Raw genomic sequence first — 22,447 nt, forward strand, 5'->3', positions numbered from 1 at the left:
GGGGCCGCGATGACGACCCCCGGCTTCCGGCCCACCCACGTCGTCCCCCAGAACGGGATGCCCGCCTGGGAGGCCCCGGACCCCGCCCGGCCGACCGTGCCCCTCGACGCGCTCCTGCCGGTCCAGCTCGTCGAACGACGCGGCGACTGGGGCCACGTCCTGTGCGCCAACGGCTGGTCCGCCTGGGTCGACGGCCGCCACCTGGTCGCCGTACCCCAGGACCCGCCGCTCGCCGACGGTTCCCTCACCCGCACCGCCGACCCCCGACCCCTGCTCACCCGCGCCGAACGGACGCTGGCCCGCTACCGGGCCGCCGTCGAGGAACTGGCGGCCGGCGGCCTGGAGGGCGAGGCCTTCCGCGTGCGGACGCGGGGACTGCGGCTCGGCGTCGTCGTGGACGGGGAGTCGATGTGGCTCTACGACGCCGAGGAGGGCAGGTGGGCGTACACGGACGGCACGAGGCTGAGCACCTACGTCACGGACGACGGGCCCCGCGCCGCCGCCGCGGATCCCGGGCACGCCCCCACCCAGGTCGTGACGCCCGATGGCACGTGAGGCGAGCTTCTTCTCCGGCCGGCCCTCCGAGCTGGTCGGCAAGCAGGTCGCGGGCTACCGTCTCGAGCACGAGATCGGCCGCGGCGGTATGGCCGTCGTCTACCGCGCCCGGGACCTGCGCCTGGACCGGACCGTCGCCCTCAAGCTGCTCGCCCCCGAACTCGCCCGCAACGACACCTTCCGCCGCCGCTTCACCCACGAGTCCCATGTGGCCGCCGCGATCGACCACCCGAACATCGTGCCGGTCTTCGAGGCGGGCGAGACGGACGGCGTCCTGTACATCGCGATGCGCTACGTCCCCGGCAGCGACCTGCGCCATCTCCTGGACCGCGACGGCCCCCTGCCGCTCGCGACCGCGGTCCGGATCGCCGCCCAGGTCGGGTCCGCACTGGACGCGGCCCACGAGCACGGCCTCGTCCACCGCGACGTCAAGCCCGGCAACATCCTGGTGGCCCGCGGCACCGACAGCGACCACCCCGAGCACGTCTACCTCACCGACTTCGGCCTGACGAAGAAGTCCCTGTCCCTCACCGGCTTCACCACCGTGGGCCAGTTCGTCGGCACGCTCGACTACGTGGCCCCCGAACAGATCTCCGGCCGCCCCGTCGACGGCCGCTGCGACGTCTACGGCTTCGCCTGCGTCGTCTACGAGACCCTCGCCGGCCGCCCGCCCTTCCGCCGCGACGACGACATGGCCCTGCTGTGGGCCCACCAGTACGACGAACCGCCCCCGTTGACCGAGGCCCGTCCCGGCCTCGCCCCGTACCTCGACACGGTGTTCGCCAAGGCCCTCGCCAAGACCCCCGACGACCGCTACGACTCCTGCCTCGCCTTCGTCGCGGCCCTGCGTGGTGCCCCGGCGGTCGGCCATCCGCCGACAGAGGTCGTCCTGAGCGTCGTGGAACCGGATCAGGACCGGCCGAAGCCCCCGCCACGGTGGGCCGAGCCGGTCTTCGGGCAGCGGTAGGCCGTCAGCCCTGACCGAGCCCGTTCAGCGGCACGCGCCGCGCCACCACCTTGCGGTGGCAGATGCGCCAGCCCTCGGCGACGCGCACCACGGTGTCCTCGTACGTCACGGATCCGCAGGAGCCGTCCGCCATCACGGCCAGCCCCTTGGACCGCGCACGCACCCGGTCCCCGGCCGCCTCTTCGATCACCACGTTGGTGACGTGGTGCGCGACGGGGTTCGCCGCGCCAAGAGCCAGAGCCGCCGCCGTGAGAGCGGCGATCCCGATGACCCGGCCCTGGCCGAAGTCGGACAGGTCGTGGACGACGTCCGGTGTGAAGAGCTCCACCGAGCGGTGCAGTTCCCCGGCGTCCATCAGATGCCCGTGCAGTGCGATCAACTCGGTGACGGCCAGTCGGTCTTCGAGTGCCAGTGTCATGCCCTGCCCTTCTTCGACCGGGCGCACGTTACCTACTCGACGTCACCGTTTCGAGCCGTTTCCGGCTGGGCCGCGGCGCCGGACCGGCCTGGCCAGCAGTCCGCCCAGGAAGCCGGTGACAAGGCCCCACAGCAGGGCCAGGCCCACCGCGGACCACAGCTCGGGTTTCAGGAACAGGTCTCCGCCCAAGTCTCCGCCCAGGTCGCCGATGCCGAGGACGGACAGGCCGTAGTGCGCGGTGATGCGGCCGACGAGGCAGATCATGAGCACCGTGAGGGCGAGGGCGACCGCCGTGTGCACGGCGTGCTGCCAGGCGCGCATCCGGGCCGGCGAGCGGGCCGCCATGACGAAGGCGGCGGCCAGCAGCAATACCGCGTCCACGACCACGAGCCACCACACCCTGCCGTCGTGCTCGGCGAGCGTGCTCAGACTGAGCGTGGCGGTGTCCGAGGACCGCAGCACCTCGTCGAGGACGTGCGGCATCGGCAGCCCGAAGGGTCCTTCCACCCGGCCGTTCCAGGTGGCACCGAGGCCGATCGTGAGGGTGAGCCAGACGAGGTTGGGCATGCCGAGCAGGATCACCGCGAGCGTCTCCGCCGCGTGGCCCTTCGTCGCGGCGACGATCAGGGCGATGAGGACGCCGACGGCGACGCATGCGAGCAGCAGCACGACCATGGCGTACGCGGCCGGCCGCACCGACGCCTGGAACCGCAGCAGCCGGGGCGGCAGCGGCGCCCCGCGCGAGACCGCCAGGGCCACCATCAGCACCCCCGCCAGCCACAGCAGCCCGAAGAACAGCGTCGGCGGCACGTCGGTGGTGAAGCCGACCTTCGGCGACACGCCGAACACATCGCCGAGGTCGCTCAGCGTGCCCTCCCCGAGCGAGAGCGTGAAGGTCTGGCGGGCCGCCAGGGCCGACCCGAGGAGCCCGAGCAGCCACAGTACGGCGATCCGCGCCGCCCACCCGGCCAGCTCCCCGGCGCCCGCGACCGCCCGGTGCCGCAAGGGCCGCAGAAAGCCCGCACCCAGCACCAGCGCCCCTACGAGGGTGACCGAGAGCGGGATCACGGTGAGCCCCGCATTCGTGTCCGCGAGGCCTCCGGCGTCTCCCGACAGCTCGATCGTGCCGCCGACCGCCGTGACCACGGTCGCCGCCACCACCCGGGGGAACGCGTTGTCCGGAAGGTCCGCCGCACCGGCCGCCCACAGCCCCAGCGAGGCGACCACGCCCATGGCGATCAGCGCGCCCAGGACCGTGGCCACCGCCTGCACCCAGCCGTGACGGGCGAGGACTGCCGGGTCGGAGCGGGTTCGGACACTCACCCTGCCACGCTAAGCAGCGCCCGGGTGGCGCGCCCGCCGGGAGGGCCGTCCGCGTCGGCTTGCGGGAGGCACGGGAGCGGAGCACACAATGGGGATGTTGCGGAGATAAGCGACAAAAGCCTGGCCGAGTCGCTGGAATCCCTCGTCGGGAAGAAGAACTCGTGAGTGTCGAACCGCCGTCCGCCGGCCGCCCCACAGGGCCCCCTTCCGGGCCGCTGTCGGGTCCGTCCCAGCCGCCCTCGGGCCCGCCCTCGCAGCCCCCGGGAAGCGGCGGAGCGCATGCACCGGAGCCGGGCCGCCCCTGGTGGCGGTCCGCCCCGCGCGTCGCGATCCTCGCCACCCTGCTGGTGGCCGCGGTGGTCCTCACTGTCGTCTTCACCCGGTCCGACGGCGGCGGCTCGGGCAAGAGCGGCGAGGTCTTCCTCCAGGCCGCGGGCAAGTCCGGCCCCGACCCCTACACCGAGTCCACGGCGACGGACAACTCCGCCCCACCGCTCTCGCCCTCCCCGACCACCGAGTCTGCCCCCGCCAACGCGCTGCGCGGCGTCGACGGAGGGGCGCCCGGCCTCTACGGCGGTACCCGCAAGGTCGCCAGCTGCGACGTGGAGAAGCAGATCACCGCCCTCCAGGCGGCCCCGGCGAAGAACAGGGCGTTCGCCGACGTCGCCGGTGTCGGTCCCACCGAGGTCCCGGCCTACCTGCGCTCCCTCACGCCCGTGCAACTGCGCATGGACACCCGCGTCACCAACCACGGCTACCGCGACGACGCCGCCACCAGCTACCAGGCCGTCCTGCAGTCCGGCACCGCGGTCCTCGTCGACGACCACGGAGTGCCCCGCGTCCGCTGCGCCTGCGGCAACCCGCTCACCCCGCCCGTCGCGCAGCGGACCACGCCCCGGCGCACCGGCGACTCCTGGCCGTCGTACCAGCCCTCGAACGTGACCGTGGTCGTCCCCTCGGTTCAGGTCGTCAACATCTTCGTGATCTACGACCCCGACCGCGGCGACTGGTTCGCCCGGCACCGCGGCGACACCGGGAAGAAGGACAAGAAGACCGACCCGCCCGCGCATCAGCCCACGCCGTCGGTGAGTGTGTCCCCGTCGGAGTCCCCGCCGCCCGGCTCCCCGTCACCGTGCGTCTCCCTCTCCGACCCGACGCGGACGCCACCCGGTTCTGCGAGCCCGTGCCCGTCCACGTCGACCGCCCCGTCCTCGCCCCCGTCGAGCTCCGAGCCGCCCAGCCTCGCCCCGGACACGACCGAGCCGCCGTCGCCCGAGTCCTCGCCTCCACGGCCCCCTCTGACGTCCGAGGCGACGACACAGTCCGCGCCTCTCGGCCCGCCCTCGACGTCCCCGGCGACGTGACCCGACCGGGCTGTTCGACCACGGCGTAAACGCCGGCACGGGGAGTCGGGGACTGCGGCGCGCGGCTCGGGGTACGAGCACTGGTGCAGCAGCGTCCGGCCAGTCCGGCTTCCGAGAGAGAAACGCATGATCGAGCATCTGGACGGGACAGCGATACCGACTGGTTTCGACGTGCCCGTGGAACCGCTCCGGCGGGCGGCGCACTACACGGGCGAACCGGGGTCCATAGCCGAGGCGAGGTCCTTCGCCGCGGACTTCCTTCATCAGCTCAGGACCGAGTGGTGTGCCGAGGTCGAGGACCGGGCCGAGGACGCGGTGCTCCTGGTGGTGAGCGAACTGGTCACCAACGCCGACCGGCACAGCAACGGGCCGTACATCCTGGAGCTGGAGGGCACGGACGCCGCGGTGGCGGTGATCGTCTACGACAGCAGCGCCGCCCTGCCCCGGCGGTTCCCCAAGGATCCGCAGCGCATCGGTCGGCACGGGCTGGAAATAGTCCACGTACTGGCGACCGACCTGGCCGTCGAACGCGTGCCGGTCGGCAAGCGGGTGCGCGCCGTCGTGGGCCTGGGCAGAGACTGATTCGTCCGGACTGATTCGTCCGGGCGGAGACTGATCCGTCGAGCCGTCCCGGTCGCGGGTGCCGCCCCATTCCTTCCAGCACCTGGGGCGGCACTCGCTCTCGGTGTGTTCGGGTCAGGCGTAGCCGAGCTCGCCCAGCATGCCCTCGCGCAGCCGCATGATGATCCGCTTGATCAGCCGCGACACATGCATCTGGGAGCAGCCGAGGCGTTCACCGATCTCCGCCTGGGTGGCCTCCTCCACGAACCGCATATGGATGATCTGCCGGTCACGTTCGCTCAGTTCGGCCATGAGCGGGGCCAGTGACTGGAAGTCCTCCACGAGCCGCAGGCCGTTCTCCTCCACGCCGATGAAGTCGGCGAGGACCGCCTCGCCGCCCTCGGGGCCGTCGCCCGTGAGCGCGGCGTCCAGAGACGAGGAGTTGTAGCCGTTGGAGGCGATCTGCGCCTCGACGACCTCGTTCTCGGCGATGTTCATCAGGGTGGCGAGCTCGGCGACGGTCGGCTCGCGGTCCAGGCGGCTGGCGAGTTCCTCGCGGGCCTTGGCCAGCTCCACGCGCAGCTCCTGGAGCCGGCGCGGCACGTGTACCGCCCATGTGGTGTCACGGAAGAACCGCTTGATCTCACCGACGATGTAGGGCAGCGCGAACGACGTGAACTCGACCTCGCGCGCCAGTTCGAAGCGGTCGATGGCCTTGATCAGGCCGATCATCCCGGTCTGGACGATGTCCTCCATGTCGTCCCCGCGGCCGCGGAACCGGCCGGCCGCGAAGCGCACGAGGGACATGTTCATCTCGATGAGCGTGTTGCGCGCGTACTGGTATTCGTGCGTGCCTTCTTCGAGTTCGGTCAGGCGCTGGAAGAACTGGCGGGACAGCTCTCGCGCGTCCCGCGGAGCCACGGTCCGCGGGTTCTCGACTCCCGGCAGTGGTCCGTCACCCGTCGTCCTGGTCCTGGCGGTCTCCTCGACTACCTGTGCCTCCGACCGGATCACGGCGGTGTCCATTACCTCTCCCACGAAAGTCACGGCTCGACGTCTGCCTCTTCGGCCTCGGTTGTCTTCGGTCCTGCTCAGCACTCGTCCGCTGCGAGTACCCGGACCGCGGCGATGTATGCACGCCGACCGCTGAGCAGGTGCTTGTGAGTAGCGCGTACCCGGGCTGTGACGGCGCATGCTTGTTCTGTGTCCATGCGGCGAAAAATCGGTGGCGGTGCGGGCCGAGGACGCCGATGCCCGCCCCTGTGGCCGACCAGGTACCGGGTCGCCACGACGTTCTCGAAGCGCCTGCCCCCCCGCCAACTCGCCGGTGTCGGTGGCGATCCCGGACTCGTCCCGCAGTCGTAACCCGGGCTCAGTGGCCGGATCCCAGCGTTCGTAACAGCGTTGGGCGCGCGCGAAGAAGTCCGTGGCGCCGCCGCCACGTGCTCGGTGGTGACGACCGCGAGCCGGCCTCCGGGGCGCAGGGCGTCCGCCGCCTTCCGCACGCGCACGGCCGGGTCGAGCCAGTGGAACGCGGTGGGGCACACCACCAGGTCGAACGGCCGGTGCGGCAGCGGCCAGTGCTCGAAGTCAGCCACCTCCACGTCGGCCAGGGGAAACTCCCGCAGCCGCCGTCGGGCCACGGCAGCCATGGCGGGACCCAGCTCCACGCCGGTGATCCGGCAGCCGAACTCCGCGAGCGAAAGGGTGAGTTGGCCGGTCCCCGGGGCCACCTCCAGGACCCGGCTGTCCGGCCCTGAGGCCGCGACCCGCGCCAACTCGTGGACCAGGGCACGGGGATCGCGGGGACGCACCCGGTCGTACAGCCCCGGATTCCACCCAGGGCAGAATGCCGATCCCTTCCCCTGGCTTCCAGCGAAATTATCCTGAGGAGGTGAGCAGCCAAGCGCCGAGCCAAGCCCGCGTGATCCCCCTGCGCCCGCCCTCCGCGCGCCCCGGGACCGCCGGCCCGACGTCCGAACGCCCCGCCACCGCCCCTGCCGAGCCCGCCGCCAGGGAACCCCTCTGGCGCGACCTGGTCGGAGACGTCCTGCGGCGCGAGCGCCTCGCCCAGGAGCGCACGCTCAAGGACGTCGCCGACGCCGCCCGGATCTCCATGCCGTACCTCTCCGAGGTGGAGCGCGGCCGCAAGGAGGCATCCTCGGAAGTCCTCGCGGCCGCAGCCCACGCCCTGGGCCTCGGCCTCGGCGACCTGCTGTCGCTGGCGCAGGGCGAGCTCACCCGCCGGTCCCGGCCCGTCAGGAGCCACGGCCGCTCCACGGCGCCGTACAACGGGCTCTGCCTGGCCGCCTGACCAACCCGCGAGCCGGCCCTCAGACCGCGACGAGGCGCGGGCTCAGTACTTCGTCGGCGAGCCCGTACGCCACCGCCTCCTCGGCGGTGAACACCTTGTCGCGGTCCATGTCCGCGCGCAGCGTCGCGATGTCGTGGTGCGTGTGCCGCGCCAGCACCTCCTCCACCTGGGAGCGGATCCGCACCATCTCCTTGGCCTGGAGCGCGAGATCGGACACCGTGCCCTGCCGCCCCCCGCTGGCCGGCTGCCCGAGCAGCACGCGCGCGTGCTCGAGCACGAACCGCCGTCCCGGATCTCCTCCGGCCAGCAGTACGGCCGCCGTGGAGGCCGCCTGTCCGACACAGAACGTCGAGATCGGCGCCTTCACGTACATCATCGTGTCGTAGATCGCCATCAGCGAAGTGAACGATCCCCCGGGGGAGTTGAGGTAGATCGCGATCTCGTTCTCCGGGGCGGCCGACTCCAGGTGAAGGAGCTGCGCGATGACGACGTTCGCCACGCCGTCGTCGATCTCGGTGCCGAGGAAGATGATCCGCTCCGACAGCAGCCGGCTGAACACGTCGTAGGACCGCTCGCCCTGCGGGGTCCGCTCGACGACGTTCGGAATCGTGTAGCTCCCCATGTCACAGTCCCATCCGTCGCTTCGAGGCGGCCGGGCGGACGTCCGCGAGGGACTCCACGACCCGGTCGACCATGCCGTACTCCCTGGCCTCCTCGGCCGTGAACCAGCGGTCCCGGTCGCCGTCCCGGGAGATGGTCTGCGGGCTCTGCCCGGTGTGATCGGCGGTGATCCGCTCGATGGTCCGCTTGGTGTGCTCCAGGTTCTCCGCCTGGATCTCGATGTCCGCGGTGGTGCCGCCGATGCCCGCGGACGGCTGGTGCATCATGATCCGCGCGTTGGGGAGCGCGTGGCGCTTGCCGGGCGCGCCCACACTGAGCAGGAATTGTCCCATGCTCGCCGCGAAGCCCATCGCGAGAGTCGCGACGTCGTTGGGGATCAGCTGCATCGTGTCGTAGATGGCCAGGCCCGCGTGCACGGAACCACCCGGGCTGTTGATGTACAGGCTGATGTCGGTGCGCGGGTCCTCCGCCGACAGGATCAGCAGCTGCGCGCAGACCCGGTTCGCGGAGACCTCGTCGACCTGGGTGCCCAGGAGGACGATGCGCTGCGCGAGCAACTGGGCGGCCAGGTGGTCGTCGAAGCGCGTGGGAGGGGTGTCGCCCTCCTCGGCGCGGGGCAGCAGGGCCGGCCTTGGACCGGCCGTGAGTGGAGACAACATCAGCACTCCTCTGTCGAGTCGTCGTGATCTCCACTCTGGGCTCGGGCCGGACCCTGCCGGGGATTTCTAGGCCCGTAGCAGATTCGCCGTGGGCAGAGCGGTCATCCCAGGCTCTTGTCCCGCAGCTGCCGGAAGAACGCCCGCACGTCGCCGACCAGCAGGTCCGGCTCCTCCATCGCCGCGAAGTGGCCGCCCCGGTCGAACTCCGTCCAACGCACGATGTTCTCCGTCCGCTCCGCCCTGTGGCGCAGCGGGATCTGTGGGTCGCCCAGGAAGGAGGCCACCGCGGTCGGGGCGGTCGAGGGCTCGTGCGGAGCGGCGATCCGCTCGCCCCTGGCGTGGGCACGCTCGTAATAGACCCGGGCGGACGAACCCGCCGTCCCCGTCAGCCAGTACAGCATCACGTTGGTCAGCATCAGGTCCCGGTCGACGGCCTCCTCGGGCAGCTCCTCGGAGTCGGTCCACTCCTTGAACTTCTCGACGATCCAGGCGAGTTGGCCGACGGGCGTGTCCGTGAGCGCGTACGACAGGGTCTGCGGCCGGGTGGACTGCACGTGGAAGTAGCCCGTCCCGTCCCGGAACCACTCGGCCCACCGGCGCCACGAGGTCAGCGTTCGCTCGCGTTCCTCAGGGCTCAGCCCGGACAGCTCCTCGGGGGTCGGCTCGGTGGCCGCCTGCGCGCCGGGCAGCAGGTTGAGGTGGATGCCGATGACCCGGTCGGGGTGGACCCGGCCCAGTTCGCGGGAGATGCCCGCGCCCCAGTCGCCGCCCTGGGCGCCGAACCGCTCGTAGCCGAGGCGGGTCATCAGCTCGACCCACGCGTCGGCGATCCGGCGCGATTCCCAGCCGGTGTCGCGGGTGGGACCGGAGAACCCGAAGCCGGGAATGCTCGGCAGCACGACGTGGAAGGCGTCGGCGGGATCACCGCCGTGCGCGGCCGGGTCCGTCAACGGCCCGACGATGTCGAGGAATTCGACGATCGACCCCGGCCAGCCGTGTGTGATGACCAGCGGCGTGGCGTCGGGCTCGGGGGAGCGGATGTGCGCGAAGTGCACGTGCGCGCCGTCGATCTCGGTCGTGAACTGCGGCCACTCGTTCAGCCGCGTCTCGGCCGCCCGCCAGTCGTACTCGTGCCGCCAGTGGCGCACCAGCTCGCGCAGGTAGTCCGACGGGACGCCGTACGCCCAGCCCACCCCCGGCAACTCGTCCGGCCAGCGGGTGCGGTCGAGCCGGTCGTGCAGGTCGTCGAGATCGCTCTGCGGGATGTCGATGCGGAAGGGCTGGATGCCGCTGGGGGCGGGCGATGACGTCATGGCCGCGATGCTAGTTCCGAACGGTGTAGAGGCCACCTGGATTGATCGCCCTGCGACCGATGAGTTCCGGGGCGAGGATCGGTCGACACAGGTGACCGTGTTCCACAAGCCCAGGAGGTACCCATGACCACCGACGGATTCACCACGTGTCTCTGGTTCGACGGCCAGGCCGAGGAGGCCGCCCACTACTACGTCTCGGTCTTCAAGAACTCCAGCGTCGGCAAGGTCTCGCGCTACGGAGAGGGAGCGCCCCAGCCGGCCGGCGGCGTGCTGACCGTCGAGTTCACGGCCAACGGCCACAAGTTCCTCGCGCTCAACGGCGGACCCGAGTTCAAGTTCACCGAGGCGATCTCCTTCATGATCTTCTGTCAGGACCAGGAGGAGGTCGACCACTACTGGACCAAGCTCACCGAGGGCGGCGGCGAGCCCGGCCCCTGCGGCTGGCTGAAGGACAGGTACGGCGTGTCCTGGCAGGTCGTCCCCGACCGCCTCATCGAGCTGACCACCGACCCGGACCAGGAGAAGGCGGGCCGCGCGTTCAAGGCCATGATGGAGATGGGCAAGATCGACATCGCCGCCCTGGAAAAGGCGGCGGCGGGCGAGTGACCCCTACCCGCCGAGGCTCTCGCCGACCACCCGCGTGATCTCCCGGGCGATGCGCAGGATGCCGGGGGAGCGGACCGGGCAGGGCTTCGGCTCGGGAGTCGTGGGGGCCAGGCAGAAGTGCAGGGGGTCCTTGTCCAGGTGGAGGGCGGTGCGGTCCCGGTCGGGCTGGGTGCAGTAGTCCGGGTGGTCGTGCTCGTAGGCGGTGCACGGCAGGTACTGGGCCCAGGACTGACGGGCACCGGCGGGGCTGACCGTCCTGCCCGCGTCGGCGACAAGGTCGCCCGAGGCGGCGGCCCGCTCCTCGTAGAGGCTGTTCACGCGCCGGACCCGGTCGGGAGTCATCGGGTCCGGGCCCTGCAGCACCCACACGATCCGCGGCCGCTTCCCGCCGCCGGCCGCGGCGATCTGCTCGGTGAGCCGTTTCGCGTCGGCCGCGTACCGCTCGAAGTACTCGGTGGGCGAGGCGTTGTGGGTGATCCCGTCCATGCACCAGGTGTAGCCCCAGGCGTTGCCCCAGAACTGCAGGACCACGAATTCCGGATGCAGCGACCGCACCAGGACGGCCGCCTTGTCCCGGTCCGGTACGAGCGACCGCGCACCGGTGCCCTCCAGGTAGTCGCACAGTGTGGTCCCCGAATGGGGGGCGCTCGTGTACTTCGCGCCCAGGTCCCGGCGCAGCTCCTGGCCGAGCACCCGCTGGTTCTCCATCGCGAGGGAGTCGCCCAGGTACAGCACGGTGGGCGCCTTCACCTGGGCATGCGGCGAGGCGGCCGGCCGCCGGTGCTCGGTGGCGGCGGACGAGGCCGGCATGGCGGGGGAGGGCGGCGCATCCCCCGGACCGGACGACGGATCCGTGCACGCGCCGAGCAGCAGCCCGGACAGCAGCACCCCCACGACCCACACACCGCGCATAACCACTCCCGCCCCGGCCAGCGAAACGGCTCCCCAGGCAAGCACACCCGGGCACAGGGCGGAAGACCCAGGACCGGCCGAGGCCCGACGGTGGCGCGAACGGGGCGGCTTCGGTGACCGGGAGGTGCAAACACCTCATCGAGTTGGAAGACGAAAGCACGTGTGATCACGCGCCGGTCGGACGCCCCTGGGCCCCCGGAGTGCAGGCCGCCCGAGCGGCGCACGGCCGACCAGGCCCCGCGCTCCCCACCGACCGATCGGGACCACCGCACGGCCGCGGAGGAGCACAGTCGGGTTCAGCCCAGGTCGTTCACCAGCACCGCCGCCCCGTCGAAACGGCCGGCCTTGAGGTCCCGCAGTGCCTCGCCGGCCCGTGACAGCGGATAAGTGTGGGTGGTGGCGCGCACGCCGTACCGCGCGGCGAGGGCCAGGAACTCGCGGCCGTCCTCGCGCGTGTTGGACGTGACACTGCGCAGCTCCTTTTCGTAGAACAGCTCGCTCTCGTAGCGCAGCGACGGGATGTCGCTCAGATGGATGCCGGCGACCGCGAGGACACCGCCCCGGTCCAGGGCCCGCAATGCGACCGGGACCAGGTCGCCGACCGGCGCGAACAGGATCGCGCTGTCCAGCGGCTCGGGCGGCGGGGCGTACGCGTCCTGCGCGGAGGCGGCGCCCAGGGACAGCGCCAGCCGCCGCGCGTCGGCGCCCCGCGTCATGACGTGGACGGTGGCGCCCTCGGCCAGCGCGACCTGCGCACACAGGTGGGCGCTGCCGCCGAAGCCGTACAGCCCGAGCCGTCCGCCCGGAGGCGGCGCCGACCGCCGCAACGCGCGGTACCCGATGATCCCGGCGCACAGCAGGGGCGCCGCGGACACGTCGTCGAGGCCGTCGGGCAGCCGGTATGCGAAGGCGGCGGGGACGGTCACGTACTGCGCGTAACCGCCGTCGGCGTCCCAGCCCGTGTAGTGCGAGGCCGGGCAGAGGTTCTCGGCCCCGCGCAGGCAGTGGGCGCAGGTGCCGTCGGTGCGGCGCAGCCACGCCACGCCCACCCGGTCCCCGGGCGTGAAGCCGCGCACCGCGGCCCCGAGTTCCGCCACCGTCCCCACGATCTCGTGCCCGGGTGTCACCCCCGGCCGGTGCACCGGCAGATCGCCCTCGGCGACGTGCAGATCGGTACGGCACACCCCGCACGCGCGCACGTGCAGAAGCAGCTCGTCGACCCCGGGCGCCGGCACCGGTTTCCCGACGAGCCGGAGCGGCCCCTCCTCGACCGGTCCCGGTCTCACCACGGACCACGCCCGCATCATTCCGTCCGTCATACCGTTCCCCGTCCCGTCGCCGTCCCGCCGAAGTTCTGGTCGGGTTCTGTCGAAAGCCGCCCTCTTGTGTCCAGTCTGAAACGGACCGGACCGTTCGACGCGCGGTCCGGTGAACCGATGGCTAGCGTGAGGAAACGGACAGCCGGAAACGGACCACCCACCCATCGGAGAGGGCCGCAGTCATGGCCGTACAACCTGAAGGAACCCCCTGTTGGGCCGATGCGATGTTCACCGACGTCGAGGGAGCCAAGAACTTCTACGGCGACGTCCTGGGCTGGACCTTCGGCGAGGCGTCGTCGGAGTACGGCAACTACACGCAGGCCTACGCGGACGGCAAGGCCGTCGCCGCCGTCGTACCGCCGATGCCCGGCCAGGAGGGGCAGTCGCAGTGGTGCCTGTACTTCGCGTCTGAGGACGCCGCCGCCACCGCCGGCAAGATCCGAGACAACGGCGGCGAGGTGGTGATGGAGCCGATGCAGGTCGGCGACTTCGGCACCATGTGCCTGGGTCGCGATCCCAGTGGCGTCGTCTTCGGCGTGTGGCAGGCCGGCACCCACGAGGGGTTCGAGGCGCCGCCCGAGCAGCCCGGCGCGTTCTGCTGGGCCGAGGTCTTCACCCGTGAGCCGGAGAAGTCGGACGCGTTCTTCCCGGCCGTCTTCCCGTACACCGCGAAGCAGATGCAGGACGACGCGGTCGACTTCCGCCTGTTCGACATCGACGGCAACACGGTCCTCGGCCGCATGAAGATGGGGGACGACTTCCCGCCCGAGGTGCCGCCGTACATCAACGTCTACTTCACCGTCGACAACTGCGACGACGCCGTCGCCCGCGCCACCAAGCTCGGCGGAGTCCTCCGCTTCGGCCCGATGGACACCCCGTTCGGCCGGTTCGCCGCGCTCAGCGACCCGCAGGGCGCGAGCTTCTCGGTGATCGACGTCACGACGACCTCGGGAGAGATGCCGCAGGTCGCGGACGTAACCTGAACGGCCTCCGAACGCGCCGCGCGGCCATGGCATGATCGGGCGCATGGGTGAACGTGTGGTGGCCGCGTGCGACGGGGCTTCGAAGGGAAACCCGGGACCGGCGGGCTGGGCCTGGGTGGTCGCGGACGAGTCGGAGACCCCCTCCCGCTGGGAGGCGGGACCGCTCGGCAAGGCCACCAACAACGTCGCCGAACTGACCGCGCTGGAACGCCTGTTGGCGTCGACCGACCCGGACGTACCGCTCGAGGTCCGGATGGACTCGCAGTACGCCATGAAGGCGGTCACCACCTGGCTGCCCGGCTGGAAGCGCAACGGCTGGAAGACGTCCGGCGGCAAGCCGGTCGCCAACCAGGATCTCGTCGTACGCATCGACGAACTGCTCGACGGCCGTTCGGTCGAGTTCCGCTACGTGCCCGCCCACCAGGTCGACGGCGACCGGCTCAACGACTTCGCCGACCGCGCCGCCAGCCAGGCGGCGACCGTGCAGGAGCCCGCGGGCAGCGGTCTCGGTTCGCCGGAGCCGCCGCCCGCACCGGACACGCCCGCGGCCCGCGGCCCGCGCAAGCGGCCCGGTGGGGCCAAGGCGTCCGGCAAGAGCGGCGGCTCCGCACGGACCATCAAGGCGAAGTTCCCCGGCCGCTGCGTCTGCGGACGCCCGTACGCGGCCGGGGAACCCATCGCCAAGAACGATCAGGGCTGGGGCCATCCGGAGTGCCGCACGGCGGCTGCCGGATAGCGCCCGGAGTGCCGCACGGCGGCTGCCGGATAGCGCGCGGACTTGAGGTCACACGACCACGCCGCGCCATTCCCCGGTCTCCTGACCGCGCTCCTCGATGAACTTCTTGAAGCGTTCCAGGTCACCCTTGGTCTGCCGCTTCACGAACCCGAGCTTGTCACCGACCTTCTCGGTGACGCTGTCCGGATGGAAGTCCATCTGGAGCATGACCTTGGTGTGCTGGTCGTCGAGCCGGTGGAAGGTCACCGCACCGGCCTGCTCGGTCTCGCCCGCGACCGTGGTCCAGGCGACCCGCTCGTCCGGGATCTGTTCCGTGATCTCCGCGTCGAACTCCCGGTGGACCCCGTTCACATTGGTCACCCAGTGCGTGAGCGTGTCCGTGCGTTGTTCGATGCGCTCCACCCCGCTCATGAACTCGGGGAAGGTCTCGAACTGCGTCCACTGGTTGTAGGCCGTGTGCACGGGGACGCCGACCTCGATGGATTCCTCGACCTGCGACACGGGTCATCGCCTCCTTCGTCTCGTCGGGTTGCCCCGCGCGGGTACCCGTGATCTTCGGAGCAAATCGTGCGATGGCTGCCGTCGAGGCCGACCACGCCGGGGAGATGCGGTGGCGCGCCTGGAGTTCGACGACTGGAGGCGCTGCGCAGGTTCAAACGCCGGCTCGGACCGAAGGTGGCGCGGACCGTGCACGCGTGGGCGCCGGCCTCAGGCGAGTAGCTTTGCCGGAGCACCTCATCGGAACAACCGGTCGAGGAAGGCGTTCCCGAAGACGCGGTGCGGGTCGAGCCGGTCGAGTGTGCCGGCCGCCTGCCCCCACACGCTCTCGCCGAACGAGGCGGGCACCACCGTGCCCAGCACCTCCTCGTCGCTCCACACGGCATCGTTCGTGTACGCCCACCCCTTGGACCACTCGACCCGGGTGAGGGCGTGCCCGCCGTCGTACGTGTCCAGCAGGAACCGCTCGATCTCGCGCAGGAACATCTCCGCGTACGGCGTGCCGGGCAGCGTCAGCACGTCCAGCCACACGGCCGTGTCCCACTCGGGGTGGCCCTCGCTCGGCCGCAGCGCCGACAGCAGCGGGGCACGGGCTCCGTCCACCTCGACGTCGGCCCCTTCGTCGAGGCCGGTCACCCGGATCTCGACGGTGCCGTTGACCGGGAAGCGGCCCCGGGCCGCGTACGCCGCGAGCCGCTCCCGGTAGAAGGAGGTGAACTCGGCGACGACGCGCTGCACTTGGGCCCGGGAGGTGAGCACCGCGTACCCGTTCGCCGTCACCCGCAGCGTGGTGGGCTTGAGGTACAGCAGTGTGTTCTTGGAGGGTCCCCAGATGTCGGCGGACAGTGTGGTCACGAGCCCGAGTGCCGCCGCGTCGTACTGCGCGTTGCCGAGTACCGGGGCCAGATACCAGGCCGCGTCCGACACCATCCGCCCGGCCAGGTCCGCCACCGGGGTCGGGACGTTGTCGGAGAACGGGTAGTTGTACGGCGACGTCACGTGCCGCGAGGTGAGCGGCCGGGTGGGGGAGACGCTCCACACCTTCAGCCACGGGAACTCGGTGAAGGCGAACCAGATCGCCTCGACCCGCCCGGACTCCTCCAGGAAGCTCGCGAACGTCCGACCCTGCTCGCCGGGGCCCGCGAACAGCTCGCCCGCCGGGATGTCCACCCGGCTCACACACCGCAGGCTGGTGTTCGCGCCCACCCGCAGTACCACCTCGACGACCAGGGCCCGCCCGAGGTGGGTGAGGAGCGCGGCACAGTCCGCCTCGTCGCGGCGGAAGGTCCGCAGTTCGTAGGCACCGCCGGCCTCGTCCCACACCACCGCCGTCAGCGACAGCACCAGGTTGCTCAGCGAGCCGTACGTGTGCCCGGCCTGCCGCCGCTCGCCCTCGGCCGGTACGGCGGTGCCGTGCGCGTCGACGGCCAGGGCGCCGCCGAGCGTGAGGTCGCCGGGCGCGGGCGCGGCCGTGACGCCGAGGCCGTGCTCCTCCAGGAAGCTGAGCAGCGCCTCCAGCGTGACGCCGGTGCCGGAGCGGACGGACGAGGCTGACTCCAGGGCCAGCCCGGTGAGATGGGAGGCGGTGTCGACGAGGAGGACTGGCGCGTCCGGCGCCGTCCCCTCCGTGACGGTCAGCGGCGACCAGCCGTGCGAGGAACCCCGGGCCCGCACCGTCCAGCCGTGCCGCCAGGCCCAGTTGACGACGGCGACCGCCTGCTCGCCGTCCTGAGGGGCACAGGCCCACAGCCCGTCGGCGGTGATCTCGCCGACCCAGTTCCGGTACGCCGAGCGGTACAGGGCGACGCCCGACGGGAAGTCCGGCAACTCCTCGGCGGCGACCGCCGGATCGGCGGCCACCAGGACGGGTACGGAGGCCAGGGCGGCGGTGGAGCGGAGGAAGCCTCGGCGGGTCCACGACGAGTCTTCCGGTGGGCGGTTGCTCATTACACGATCAGTCACGGGATCACGCTAGGGGCCTGTTGACACGTGCATGCCTTCCCTGTCGTCGAATCACTCGTGTGGGTGAAGACGCACAGGTGACCGGCCGGAGCAGTCGGTTCCGCCTCGGCCGAGGGCGGATGACAGACTGACGCCATGGACGAGCGCACATTCGGCAGGTCGCAACAGCACGCATCCGTCGTCGGTCTCGGCACCTGGCAGCTGGGTGCCGACTGGGGAGACGTCGACGACAAGGAAGCCCTCACGGTGCTGGAGACGGCGGCCGAGTCGGGAGTCACCTTCTTCGACACGGCCGACGTGTACGGCGACGGCCGCAGCGAGCAGACCATCGCCACCTTCCTGCGCAGCCGGCCCGATCTGCACGTGCTGGTCGCGACGAAGATGGGCCGCCGCGTCGACCAGATCCCGGAGAACTACGTCCTGGACAACTTCCGGGAGTGGAACGACCGTTCCCGGCGCAACCTCGGCGTCGACCGCCTCGACCTGGTCCAGCTGCACTGCCCGCCCACGCCCGTGTACTCCACGGACGAGGTCTTCGACGCCCTCGACACCCTGGTCGAGGAGGAGCGCATCGCCCACTACGGCGTCAGCGTCGAGACCTGCCAGGAGGCGTTGACCGCGATCGCCCGGCCGGGCGTGGCCGGCGTGCAGATCATCCTGAACCCGTTCCGCATGAAGCCCCTCGACGAGGTGCTGCCCGCTGCCCGGGAGGCCGGCGTCGGCATCATCGCCCGCGTCCCGCTGGCCTCGGGCCTGCTGTCCGGCAAGTACACCAAGGACACCGTCTTCCCCGAGAACGACCACCGCACCTACAACCGGCACGGCGAGTCCTTCGACCAGGGCGAGACCTTCTCCGGCGTGGACTACACGACCGGCGTCGAGGCCGCCGCGGAGTTCGCCGCGCTCGCCCCCGAGGGGCACACCCCGGCCCAGCTGGCCCTGCGCTGGATCATCCAGCAGCCCGGCGTCACCACCGTGATCCCCGGCGCCCGCTCGCCCGAGCAGGCCCGCGCCAACGCGGCCGCCGCGAAGCTGCCGGACCTGCCGGAGGCGACGCTCACCGCGATCCGCGAGCTGTACGACCGGCGGATCAAGGACCAGGTGGAAGGCCGCTGGTAGGTGTCCACCGGTATGGCCTCCGGCCCGGTCAGGGCGTGAGGAGCAGCTGTCGGTCCTGCTCCTGGTCGCCCGACGCGGTTCCCTGGTCGTGCGCGGAGAAGGCGCGGGCCAGGGTGTCGCTCGCCTTCTCGACCGCCTCCGGCGCACCCTGCACGGTGACCGTGACCGGCGCGGACAGGTGACCGGCGGTCCCCCGAGAGGTCCCGCCCCCACCGGCGGCGAAGGTGGCCGTGTGGACGGTGGCGTTCTCGTCGGCGGGCAGCTCGTCGGGAGCGCCGAAGGCGGGCTCCAGAGCCCGTACGACCTTCTGCGCGTCGGCGGCGCTGCCGCCGGAGAGCGTGACGGTGAGTTCGGTGCCGGGCGTGGTCAACGGGACTCCTCGAACGGTCGGCGTAAGGGGCGGGCGTGACGGCCGTGGCCGTCACGCCGTTCGTCTCACGCTCCGGGTAACCGCCCGGTGATCGCCGAAACAGCCGCCCGCCCCGGCCGCGCCCCTAGATGCGGCCGCCGGTCAGCCGGGTGACCGGCCCGTACGTGTGGCGCTCCGCCCGGCGGCCCGCCGCGAAGGAGGCCGCGCCCAGCGCGGTCAGGCCCGCCCCGACGCCCGCGGCGACCAGCTTTCGGTGGCTGAGCACCGTCCATGCCGTCTTCGCGCCGGCCGCGACCTGGCCCGAGGCCGAGACGACCGCCTGTCGGCCCACCTCGACGCTCCTGGCCGCGGTGTGCGCGGCCGCGCTCGTCGCGTCGGCCGCCCGCTGCGCGCCCGCCTTCGCGGCCGACGCCGCCTCGTCGGTCTTCGTGGCCACCTCGCGCGCGGTCCGCGCCGCCGGGGCCGTCGCCTTGTCCGCGCTCTGCCGCGTCTTGTCCGCGGCGGTCGAGGCGGTTGCTGTCTTCTTGCTCGTGTCCTTGTCCGATTCCGTCATGGAGTCCGGATTGCCGTTCGACTCCCTCGCAAACACGTTCCGTCACGGTCGTTTCCTCAGCTGTCGCGACCGGTCAGAAACACTCGAAACAGGGAACCCGGTGCACAGGAACGAAGCGGGGTTCGGGCAGGGAGGAAGCTTGTCGGCCAGGGGACGCGCAGCGGGCACCACCGGCACAGGGCGCAACGAGACCGAGGAGGAGAGAGCCGACCGGAAGTGGGCGGAGCTCATCCAGGAGGTCAGGGTCGCCCAGACGGGTGTGCAGATCCTGTTCGGCTTCCTGCTCACCGTCGTGTTCACGCCGAGGTACGTCGACCTCACGAGCACGGACAAGAACATCTACATCGTCACGGTCGTCCTGGGCGCCGCCGCCACCGGCGCCCTGATCGGCCCGGTGTCCCTGCATCGCCTGGTGTCGGGGCGCAGGGTCAAACCGCAGGCGGTCGAGTGGGCCTCCCGACTGACCTTCGTCGGCCTGGTGCTGCTGCTCGCCACCATGACGGCCGCCCTCCTGCTGATCCTCCGGGTCGCGACCGACGACGGGTATGTGCCCTGGCTGGTGGCCGGAGTGGTCCTCTGGTACCTGCTGTGCTGGTTCGTCGTACCGATGCTGACGCGGCGCCGCCACACGCAGAAGTGACAACTCCTGACCCGTGCGCCCGCGTCAGTTCCCGGCGATGACCTCCTGCAGGAAGTCGTCGACCCGCACCTCTTCCCGCCCCGGCGCCACGACCTCCCGGGTCTCCCTCAGGAAGGTCGCGAGCGCCGGAGCCCAGGCGAAGACCACCGCGCGCTGGCGGCCTCCGTCCGGGCGGGCGTCTCCGAGGAACTCCAGGCACAGCTCCTCCCACACCCCGGTCGAGACGGGACGCATGCGCACGTCGCCCACCCCGACCGGGCGGTCCAGCCCCTCCATGAGCATCTCCCGGTCCAGCCGCCACCGCGCCAGCACCCGGCCGTCATGGCTGAACACCGCGGTGACGGCGAACGGGTCCGCCGCGTCGTAGCTCAGGTGGGCGAGCACCGGACACCGGTCCGAGGCGCCGGCCTGCAGCTGCACGACGAGGGTCTTGTGCACGAAGGAGTTCACGAGAGGGCCTCCGGAAGGAACAGTCGTAGAGCCCTCTAGTACCCCCGTCGCGCACAAGATGCTCAGCCCAACGGGTGATTCCCGCGCGCTCCGCGCAGCGCCGTGATGCAGGTGGTGATGGCGCCCTGGAGTTCCTCCAGGCGCTGGACCATGTCGTCCTCGTAGAACTCCTGGGCGTCGTCGAAGGTGAGTTCCTCGAACACCTTCGTGGCCTTCTGCAGGCTGCTGTAGAACTTCGTCCGCCGTTCCTGAACACGGAGTTCGGGATCGGCCTCCACGGCCTCGACGACGAGCGACTTCATGGTGTCGTACGCCTCGGTCGCCCACTCGCCGGTGTCCTCGTTCTCCTCCAGCTCGTCCAGGAGCGACAGATGCCGCTCGGCTTCCTGGCGGAGGTCGACGGGCGCCTCGACGGTCTGCCCGGCGGGGGTCCTGACCTGGCCGGACTCGGCGATCTGGCGCACGTATCCGATCCGGTCGGCCGCCCGGCTCTCGGTGGCGACGGCCTTCTTCAGGTCGTCGGTGCGCACGATGTCACGCGCCAACTCGGCCTGGAGTTCGGGGTCTTCCCGCAGCCGGTCCAGGAGCGCGCTGCGGGCCGCGCGGGCGGTGGAGGGGTCGGCGAGGATCGCGGCGCGCAGCGCGGTCGGGTTCTCGGCGACCTCCAGCGCCTTGGTCGGGCGGATGCCCTCGGCCTCGGCGGCCTCCGCGATGGCGGTGCCGCGCTCGGAGGTGGCACTGTTGCGGGAGACGTAGTAGCCGAGCCACACGTCGGCGTCCGGCAGTTCGACCTCCTGGCCCGGTGCCAGCGCCTCGAACTGCGGGACGAGACCGTCGTCGGCGGCCCGGTCCCAGGCCTTGTAGTAGCGCATGACGCGCTCGGGCGAGCAGCCGGCCAGTTCGGCGAACTCCTTCGCCGACACCTTCGGCGTCTCGTCCGCGCCCTGGCCGCCGGGCCGCACGCTGCGGGCCACCATCAGGCCGAAGGCCCAGCCTCCGGTCCGCGCATAGACGCCGAACTCGCGGGCGTCCCGCGCCACGAGGTCGGACAGGGGCACGGGGGACGTCTCGGACGGGACGATCGCAAGGGTCACGGGTCATTCTCCTGGGCAGGCTGGTCGGAGCGCACACTGCGCGGCTCGGAAGCCTATTGCACCTCCGGGTGCCGCCCGGGCGGCCCGGGCCCGCTCAGTCGAACGCGTCGTGCAGCGCCGGCAGCAGGGTCTTCTCCGCCCAGTCGAGATACGCGGGCTGCGAGTCCCCGCCGATCTGCACCAGCGCGATCTCGGTGAAACCGGCCTGGGCGTATGGCCGTACCGCCTCGACGAAGTCCTCCGGGTCGTCGCCGCACGGGATGGAGTCGGCGACGTCGTCGGGCGTGACGAACTGCGTGGCCGACTCGAAGGCATCGGGGTGCGGCAGCTCGGAGTTGACCTTCCAGCCGTTGCCGAACCAGCGGAACTGGGCGTGGGCGCGCTTGACGGCCGCGTCCCGGTCGGCGTCGTAACAGACCGGCAGCTGGCCCACGCGCGGCTTGCCCGCGCCGCCGTGCCGGTCGAAGGCGTCGAGGAGCCCCGCCTTGGGCTCCGTGGCGATGACCAGGTCGGCCAGTCGGCCCGCGAGGTCGCAGGACTGCTCGCCGGAGACGGCGATGCCGATCGGCGGCGGCTGGTCGGGCAGGTCCCACAGCCGGGCCGACTCGACGTCGAAGTGCGTCCCGCGGTGGTTCACATGGCCGCCCTTGAAGAGCGCGCGGATGATCTCCACCGCTTCCTCGAGCATCTCGTGCCGCACGTCGACGGACGGCCAACCGCCGCCCACCACATGTTCGTTGAGGTTCTCGCCCGAGCCGAGCCCCAGCCGGAACCGGCCCTGAGACAGCAGCTGCGTCGTCGCGGCCTTCTGCGCCACGATCGCCGGGTGGTAGCGGACGGTGGGACACGTGACGTACGTCATCAGCGGAATGCGCGAGGTCGCCTGGGCGGCGGCGCCCAGCACGCTCCACGCGTACGGCGAGTGACCCTGGGAGCGCAGCCACGGAAAGTAGTGGTCCGAGGTCACCGAGAAGTCGTAGCCCACCTCCTCGGCCCGCACCACATGGTCGACGAGTTCACGAGGGCCGGTCTGTTCGGTCATCATCGTGTATCCGATTTGCACCATAAGGGCCGGGTCCCCGGTCAGTGGCAGGGAAAACGGCCGATCGC

Annotated in this window: 25 protein-coding genes and 1 pseudogene; 10 read left to right on the forward strand and 16 right to left on the reverse strand. The window is 71.5% G+C overall.

Features of this window, described 5'->3' with window-relative positions; translation table 11 throughout:
- Positions 1–9 precede the first annotated feature (9 nt).
- Both ACFYO2_RS37250 and ACFYO2_RS37255 read left to right on the forward strand, forming a co-directional pair.
- On the forward strand, positions 10–555 hold the full coding sequence (locus ACFYO2_RS37250) for a hypothetical protein (RefSeq protein ID WP_388358440.1): 546 nt from the start codon (positions 10–12) through the stop codon (positions 553–555).
- The gene (locus ACFYO2_RS37255) at positions 545–1,522 is read left to right on the forward strand and encodes a serine/threonine-protein kinase (protein WP_388358442.1); all 978 of its coding nucleotides are present in this window, start codon (positions 545–547) and stop codon (positions 1,520–1,522) included. Before ACFYO2_RS37250 ends, ACFYO2_RS37255 begins: the two co-directional genes overlap by 11 nt.
- 4 nt (positions 1,523–1,526) lie before the next feature.
- Here ACFYO2_RS37255 and ACFYO2_RS37260 read toward each other — a convergent pair whose 3' ends face one another.
- Both ACFYO2_RS37260 and ACFYO2_RS37265 read right to left on the reverse strand, forming a co-directional pair.
- On the reverse strand, positions 1,527–1,940 hold the full coding sequence (locus tag ACFYO2_RS37260; protein ID WP_388358445.1) for a nuclear transport factor 2 family protein: 414 nt from the start codon (positions 1,938–1,940) through the stop codon (positions 1,527–1,529).
- Positions 1,941–1,982: 42 nt separating this feature from the next.
- The gene (locus ACFYO2_RS37265; RefSeq protein ID WP_388358447.1) at positions 1,983–3,263 is read right to left on the reverse strand and encodes a streptophobe family protein; all 1,281 of its coding nucleotides are present in this window, start codon (positions 3,261–3,263) and stop codon (positions 1,983–1,985) included.
- Between the two features lie 161 nt (positions 3,264–3,424).
- Between ACFYO2_RS37265 and ACFYO2_RS37270 the strand changes: the two genes are divergently transcribed.
- Both ACFYO2_RS37270 and ACFYO2_RS37275 read left to right on the forward strand, forming a co-directional pair.
- Positions 3,425–4,627, forward strand: a complete 1,203-nt coding sequence (locus ACFYO2_RS37270) for a DUF6777 domain-containing protein (RefSeq protein ID WP_388358450.1) — start codon at positions 3,425–3,427, stop codon at positions 4,625–4,627.
- A 126-nt stretch (positions 4,628–4,753) separates the two neighbouring features.
- A complete protein-coding gene (locus tag ACFYO2_RS37275) occupies positions 4,754–5,209 on the forward strand; it encodes an ATP-binding protein (protein WP_388358453.1) in 456 nt (151 codons plus the stop codon).
- Between the two features lie 114 nt (positions 5,210–5,323).
- Here the strand turns inward: ACFYO2_RS37275 and ACFYO2_RS37280 are convergent, their stop codons facing one another.
- Positions 5,324–6,214 (reverse strand): RNA polymerase sigma factor SigF, encoded by an 891-nt coding sequence (locus ACFYO2_RS37280; RefSeq protein WP_388358455.1) that lies wholly within the window; start codon positions 6,212–6,214, stop codon positions 5,324–5,326.
- A gap of 333 nt (positions 6,215–6,547) precedes the next feature.
- Positions 6,548–7,014 (reverse strand): annotated as a pseudogene (locus ACFYO2_RS37285) (class I SAM-dependent methyltransferase); the annotation flags it as partial.
- Positions 7,015–7,082: 68 nt separating this feature from the next.
- On the opposite strand from ACFYO2_RS37285, the gene ACFYO2_RS37290 reads away from it, so the two are divergent.
- On the forward strand, positions 7,083–7,502 hold the full coding sequence (locus ACFYO2_RS37290) for a helix-turn-helix domain-containing protein (protein WP_388358458.1): 420 nt from the start codon (positions 7,083–7,085) through the stop codon (positions 7,500–7,502).
- A gap of 19 nt (positions 7,503–7,521) precedes the next feature.
- On the opposite strand, the gene ACFYO2_RS37295 is transcribed toward ACFYO2_RS37290, so the two are convergent.
- From ACFYO2_RS37295 to ACFYO2_RS37305, 3 genes are all read right to left on the reverse strand, one after another.
- The gene (locus tag ACFYO2_RS37295) at positions 7,522–8,124 is read right to left on the reverse strand and encodes a ClpP family protease (protein ID WP_388358461.1); all 603 of its coding nucleotides are present in this window, start codon (positions 8,122–8,124) and stop codon (positions 7,522–7,524) included.
- Position 8,125: 1 nt separating this feature from the next.
- Complete coding sequence (locus ACFYO2_RS37300) at positions 8,126–8,779, reverse strand: ATP-dependent Clp protease proteolytic subunit (RefSeq protein ID WP_388358653.1); 654 nt, start codon at positions 8,777–8,779, stop codon at positions 8,126–8,128.
- Between the two features lie 104 nt (positions 8,780–8,883).
- Positions 8,884–10,095, reverse strand: a complete 1,212-nt coding sequence (locus ACFYO2_RS37305; RefSeq protein ID WP_388358464.1) for an epoxide hydrolase family protein — start codon at positions 10,093–10,095, stop codon at positions 8,884–8,886.
- 123 nt (positions 10,096–10,218) lie between these two features.
- On the opposite strand from ACFYO2_RS37305, the gene ACFYO2_RS37310 reads away from it, so the two are divergent.
- Positions 10,219–10,701, forward strand: a complete 483-nt coding sequence (locus ACFYO2_RS37310; protein ID WP_388358467.1) for a VOC family protein — start codon at positions 10,219–10,221, stop codon at positions 10,699–10,701.
- 3 nt (positions 10,702–10,704) lie between these two features.
- Here ACFYO2_RS37310 and ACFYO2_RS37315 read toward each other — a convergent pair whose 3' ends face one another.
- A complete protein-coding gene (locus ACFYO2_RS37315; RefSeq protein ID WP_388358469.1) occupies positions 10,705–11,613 on the reverse strand; it encodes an SGNH/GDSL hydrolase family protein in 909 nt (302 codons plus the stop codon).
- A gap of 296 nt (positions 11,614–11,909) precedes the next feature.
- Positions 11,910–12,917, reverse strand: coding sequence for a zinc-binding alcohol dehydrogenase family protein (locus tag ACFYO2_RS37320; protein ID WP_388358655.1), 1,008 nt, complete (start codon positions 12,915–12,917; stop codon positions 11,910–11,912).
- Positions 12,918–13,114: 197 nt separating this feature from the next.
- Here ACFYO2_RS37320 and ACFYO2_RS37325 point away from each other — a divergent pair, with 197 nt between their 5' ends.
- The gene (locus ACFYO2_RS37325; protein WP_388358471.1) at positions 13,115–13,915 is read left to right on the forward strand and encodes a VOC family protein; all 801 of its coding nucleotides are present in this window, start codon (positions 13,115–13,117) and stop codon (positions 13,913–13,915) included.
- Between the two features lie 31 nt (positions 13,916–13,946).
- Positions 13,947–14,651, forward strand: coding sequence for a ribonuclease H (locus ACFYO2_RS37330; protein ID WP_388358473.1), 705 nt, complete (start codon positions 13,947–13,949; stop codon positions 14,649–14,651).
- 48 nt (positions 14,652–14,699) lie between these two features.
- Here ACFYO2_RS37330 and ACFYO2_RS37335 read toward each other — a convergent pair whose 3' ends face one another.
- Positions 14,700–15,152 carry an SRPBCC family protein gene (locus ACFYO2_RS37335; RefSeq protein WP_388358475.1) on the reverse strand — a complete coding sequence of 151 codons (453 nt, stop codon included), beginning with the start codon at positions 15,150–15,152 and terminating at the stop codon, positions 14,700–14,702.
- Between the two features lie 234 nt (positions 15,153–15,386).
- Positions 15,387–17,096, reverse strand: coding sequence for a cholesterol oxidase substrate-binding domain-containing protein (locus ACFYO2_RS37340; RefSeq protein ID WP_388358658.1), 1,710 nt, complete (start codon positions 17,094–17,096; stop codon positions 15,387–15,389).
- 150 nt (positions 17,097–17,246) lie between these two features.
- Between ACFYO2_RS37340 and ACFYO2_RS37345 the strand changes: the two genes are divergently transcribed.
- Positions 17,247–18,230 (forward strand): aldo/keto reductase, encoded by a 984-nt coding sequence (locus ACFYO2_RS37345; RefSeq protein WP_388358477.1) that lies wholly within the window; start codon positions 17,247–17,249, stop codon positions 18,228–18,230.
- Between the two features lie 28 nt (positions 18,231–18,258).
- Here ACFYO2_RS37345 and ACFYO2_RS37350 read toward each other — a convergent pair whose 3' ends face one another.
- Both ACFYO2_RS37350 and ACFYO2_RS37355 read right to left on the reverse strand, forming a co-directional pair.
- Positions 18,259–18,600 carry a hypothetical protein gene (locus ACFYO2_RS37350; RefSeq protein WP_388358479.1) on the reverse strand — a complete coding sequence of 114 codons (342 nt, stop codon included), beginning with the start codon at positions 18,598–18,600 and terminating at the stop codon, positions 18,259–18,261.
- A gap of 124 nt (positions 18,601–18,724) precedes the next feature.
- Complete coding sequence (locus tag ACFYO2_RS37355) at positions 18,725–19,153, reverse strand: hypothetical protein (protein ID WP_388358481.1); 429 nt, start codon at positions 19,151–19,153, stop codon at positions 18,725–18,727.
- A gap of 139 nt (positions 19,154–19,292) precedes the next feature.
- On the opposite strand from ACFYO2_RS37355, the gene ACFYO2_RS37360 reads away from it, so the two are divergent.
- Complete coding sequence (locus tag ACFYO2_RS37360) at positions 19,293–19,793, forward strand: DUF6328 family protein (RefSeq protein ID WP_388358482.1); 501 nt, start codon at positions 19,293–19,295, stop codon at positions 19,791–19,793.
- A gap of 24 nt (positions 19,794–19,817) precedes the next feature.
- On the opposite strand, the gene ACFYO2_RS37365 is transcribed toward ACFYO2_RS37360, so the two are convergent.
- The 3 genes from ACFYO2_RS37365 to ACFYO2_RS37375 form a co-directional block, all read right to left on the reverse strand.
- Positions 19,818–20,243 (reverse strand): SsgA family sporulation/cell division regulator, encoded by a 426-nt coding sequence (locus ACFYO2_RS37365; protein WP_388358484.1) that lies wholly within the window; start codon positions 20,241–20,243, stop codon positions 19,818–19,820.
- A gap of 62 nt (positions 20,244–20,305) precedes the next feature.
- Entirely contained in the window at positions 20,306–21,337 is a 1,032-nt protein-coding gene (locus tag ACFYO2_RS37370) for a hypothetical protein (protein ID WP_388358486.1), read from the reverse strand.
- Positions 21,338–21,431: 94 nt separating this feature from the next.
- Positions 21,432–22,403, reverse strand: coding sequence for an LLM class F420-dependent oxidoreductase (locus tag ACFYO2_RS37375; protein ID WP_388358488.1), 972 nt, complete (start codon positions 22,401–22,403; stop codon positions 21,432–21,434).
- Between the last annotated feature and the right edge of the window lie 44 nt (positions 22,404–22,447).

The sequence above is a fragment of the Streptomyces sp. NPDC006602 genome, from assembly GCF_042870385.1.
Taxonomy (GTDB): Bacteria; Actinomycetota; Actinomycetes; order Streptomycetales; family Streptomycetaceae; genus Streptomyces.

What these genes read in the sequence shown, in the direction of transcription:
- ACFYO2_RS37250 (WP_388358440.1), top strand. Translation starts at nt 10, where the DNA reads ATGACGACCCCCGGCTTCCGGCCCACCCACGTCGTCCCCCAGAACGGG.
- ACFYO2_RS37255 (WP_388358442.1), top strand. Translation starts at nt 545, where the DNA reads ATGGCACGTGAGGCGAGCTTCTTCTCCGGCCGGCCCTCCGAGCTGGTC.
- ACFYO2_RS37260 (WP_388358445.1), bottom strand. Translation starts at nt 1,940, where the DNA reads ATGACACTGGCACTCGAAGACCGACTGGCCGTCACCGAGTTGATCGCA.
- ACFYO2_RS37275 (WP_388358453.1), top strand. Translation starts at nt 4,754, where the DNA reads ATGATCGAGCATCTGGACGGGACAGCGATACCGACTGGTTTCGACGTG.
- ACFYO2_RS37280 (WP_388358455.1), bottom strand. Translation starts at nt 6,214, where the DNA reads ATGGACACCGCCGTGATCCGGTCGGAGGCACAGGTAGTCGAGGAGACC.
- ACFYO2_RS37295 (WP_388358461.1), bottom strand. Translation starts at nt 8,124, where the DNA reads ATGGGGAGCTACACGATTCCGAACGTCGTCGAGCGGACCCCGCAGGGC.
- ACFYO2_RS37305 (WP_388358464.1), bottom strand. Translation starts at nt 10,095, where the DNA reads ATGACGTCATCGCCCGCCCCCAGCGGCATCCAGCCCTTCCGCATCGAC.
- ACFYO2_RS37310 (WP_388358467.1), top strand. Translation starts at nt 10,219, where the DNA reads ATGACCACCGACGGATTCACCACGTGTCTCTGGTTCGACGGCCAGGCC.
- ACFYO2_RS37315 (WP_388358469.1), bottom strand. Translation starts at nt 11,613, where the DNA reads ATGCGCGGTGTGTGGGTCGTGGGGGTGCTGCTGTCCGGGCTGCTGCTC.
- ACFYO2_RS37320 (WP_388358655.1), bottom strand. Translation starts at nt 12,917, where the DNA reads ATGCGGGCGTGGTCCGTGGTGAGACCGGGACCGGTCGAGGAGGGGCCG.
- ACFYO2_RS37325 (WP_388358471.1), top strand. Translation starts at nt 13,115, where the DNA reads ATGGCCGTACAACCTGAAGGAACCCCCTGTTGGGCCGATGCGATGTTC.
- ACFYO2_RS37330 (WP_388358473.1), top strand. Translation starts at nt 13,947, where the DNA reads ATGATCGGGCGCATGGGTGAACGTGTGGTGGCCGCGTGCGACGGGGCT.
- ACFYO2_RS37340 (WP_388358658.1), bottom strand. Translation starts at nt 17,096, where the DNA reads ATGAGCAACCGCCCACCGGAAGACTCGTCGTGGACCCGCCGAGGCTTC.
- ACFYO2_RS37345 (WP_388358477.1), top strand. Translation starts at nt 17,247, where the DNA reads ATGGACGAGCGCACATTCGGCAGGTCGCAACAGCACGCATCCGTCGTC.
- ACFYO2_RS37355 (WP_388358481.1), bottom strand. Translation starts at nt 19,153, where the DNA reads ATGACGGAATCGGACAAGGACACGAGCAAGAAGACAGCAACCGCCTCG.
- ACFYO2_RS37375 (WP_388358488.1), bottom strand. Translation starts at nt 22,403, where the DNA reads ATGGTGCAAATCGGATACACGATGATGACCGAACAGACCGGCCCTCGT.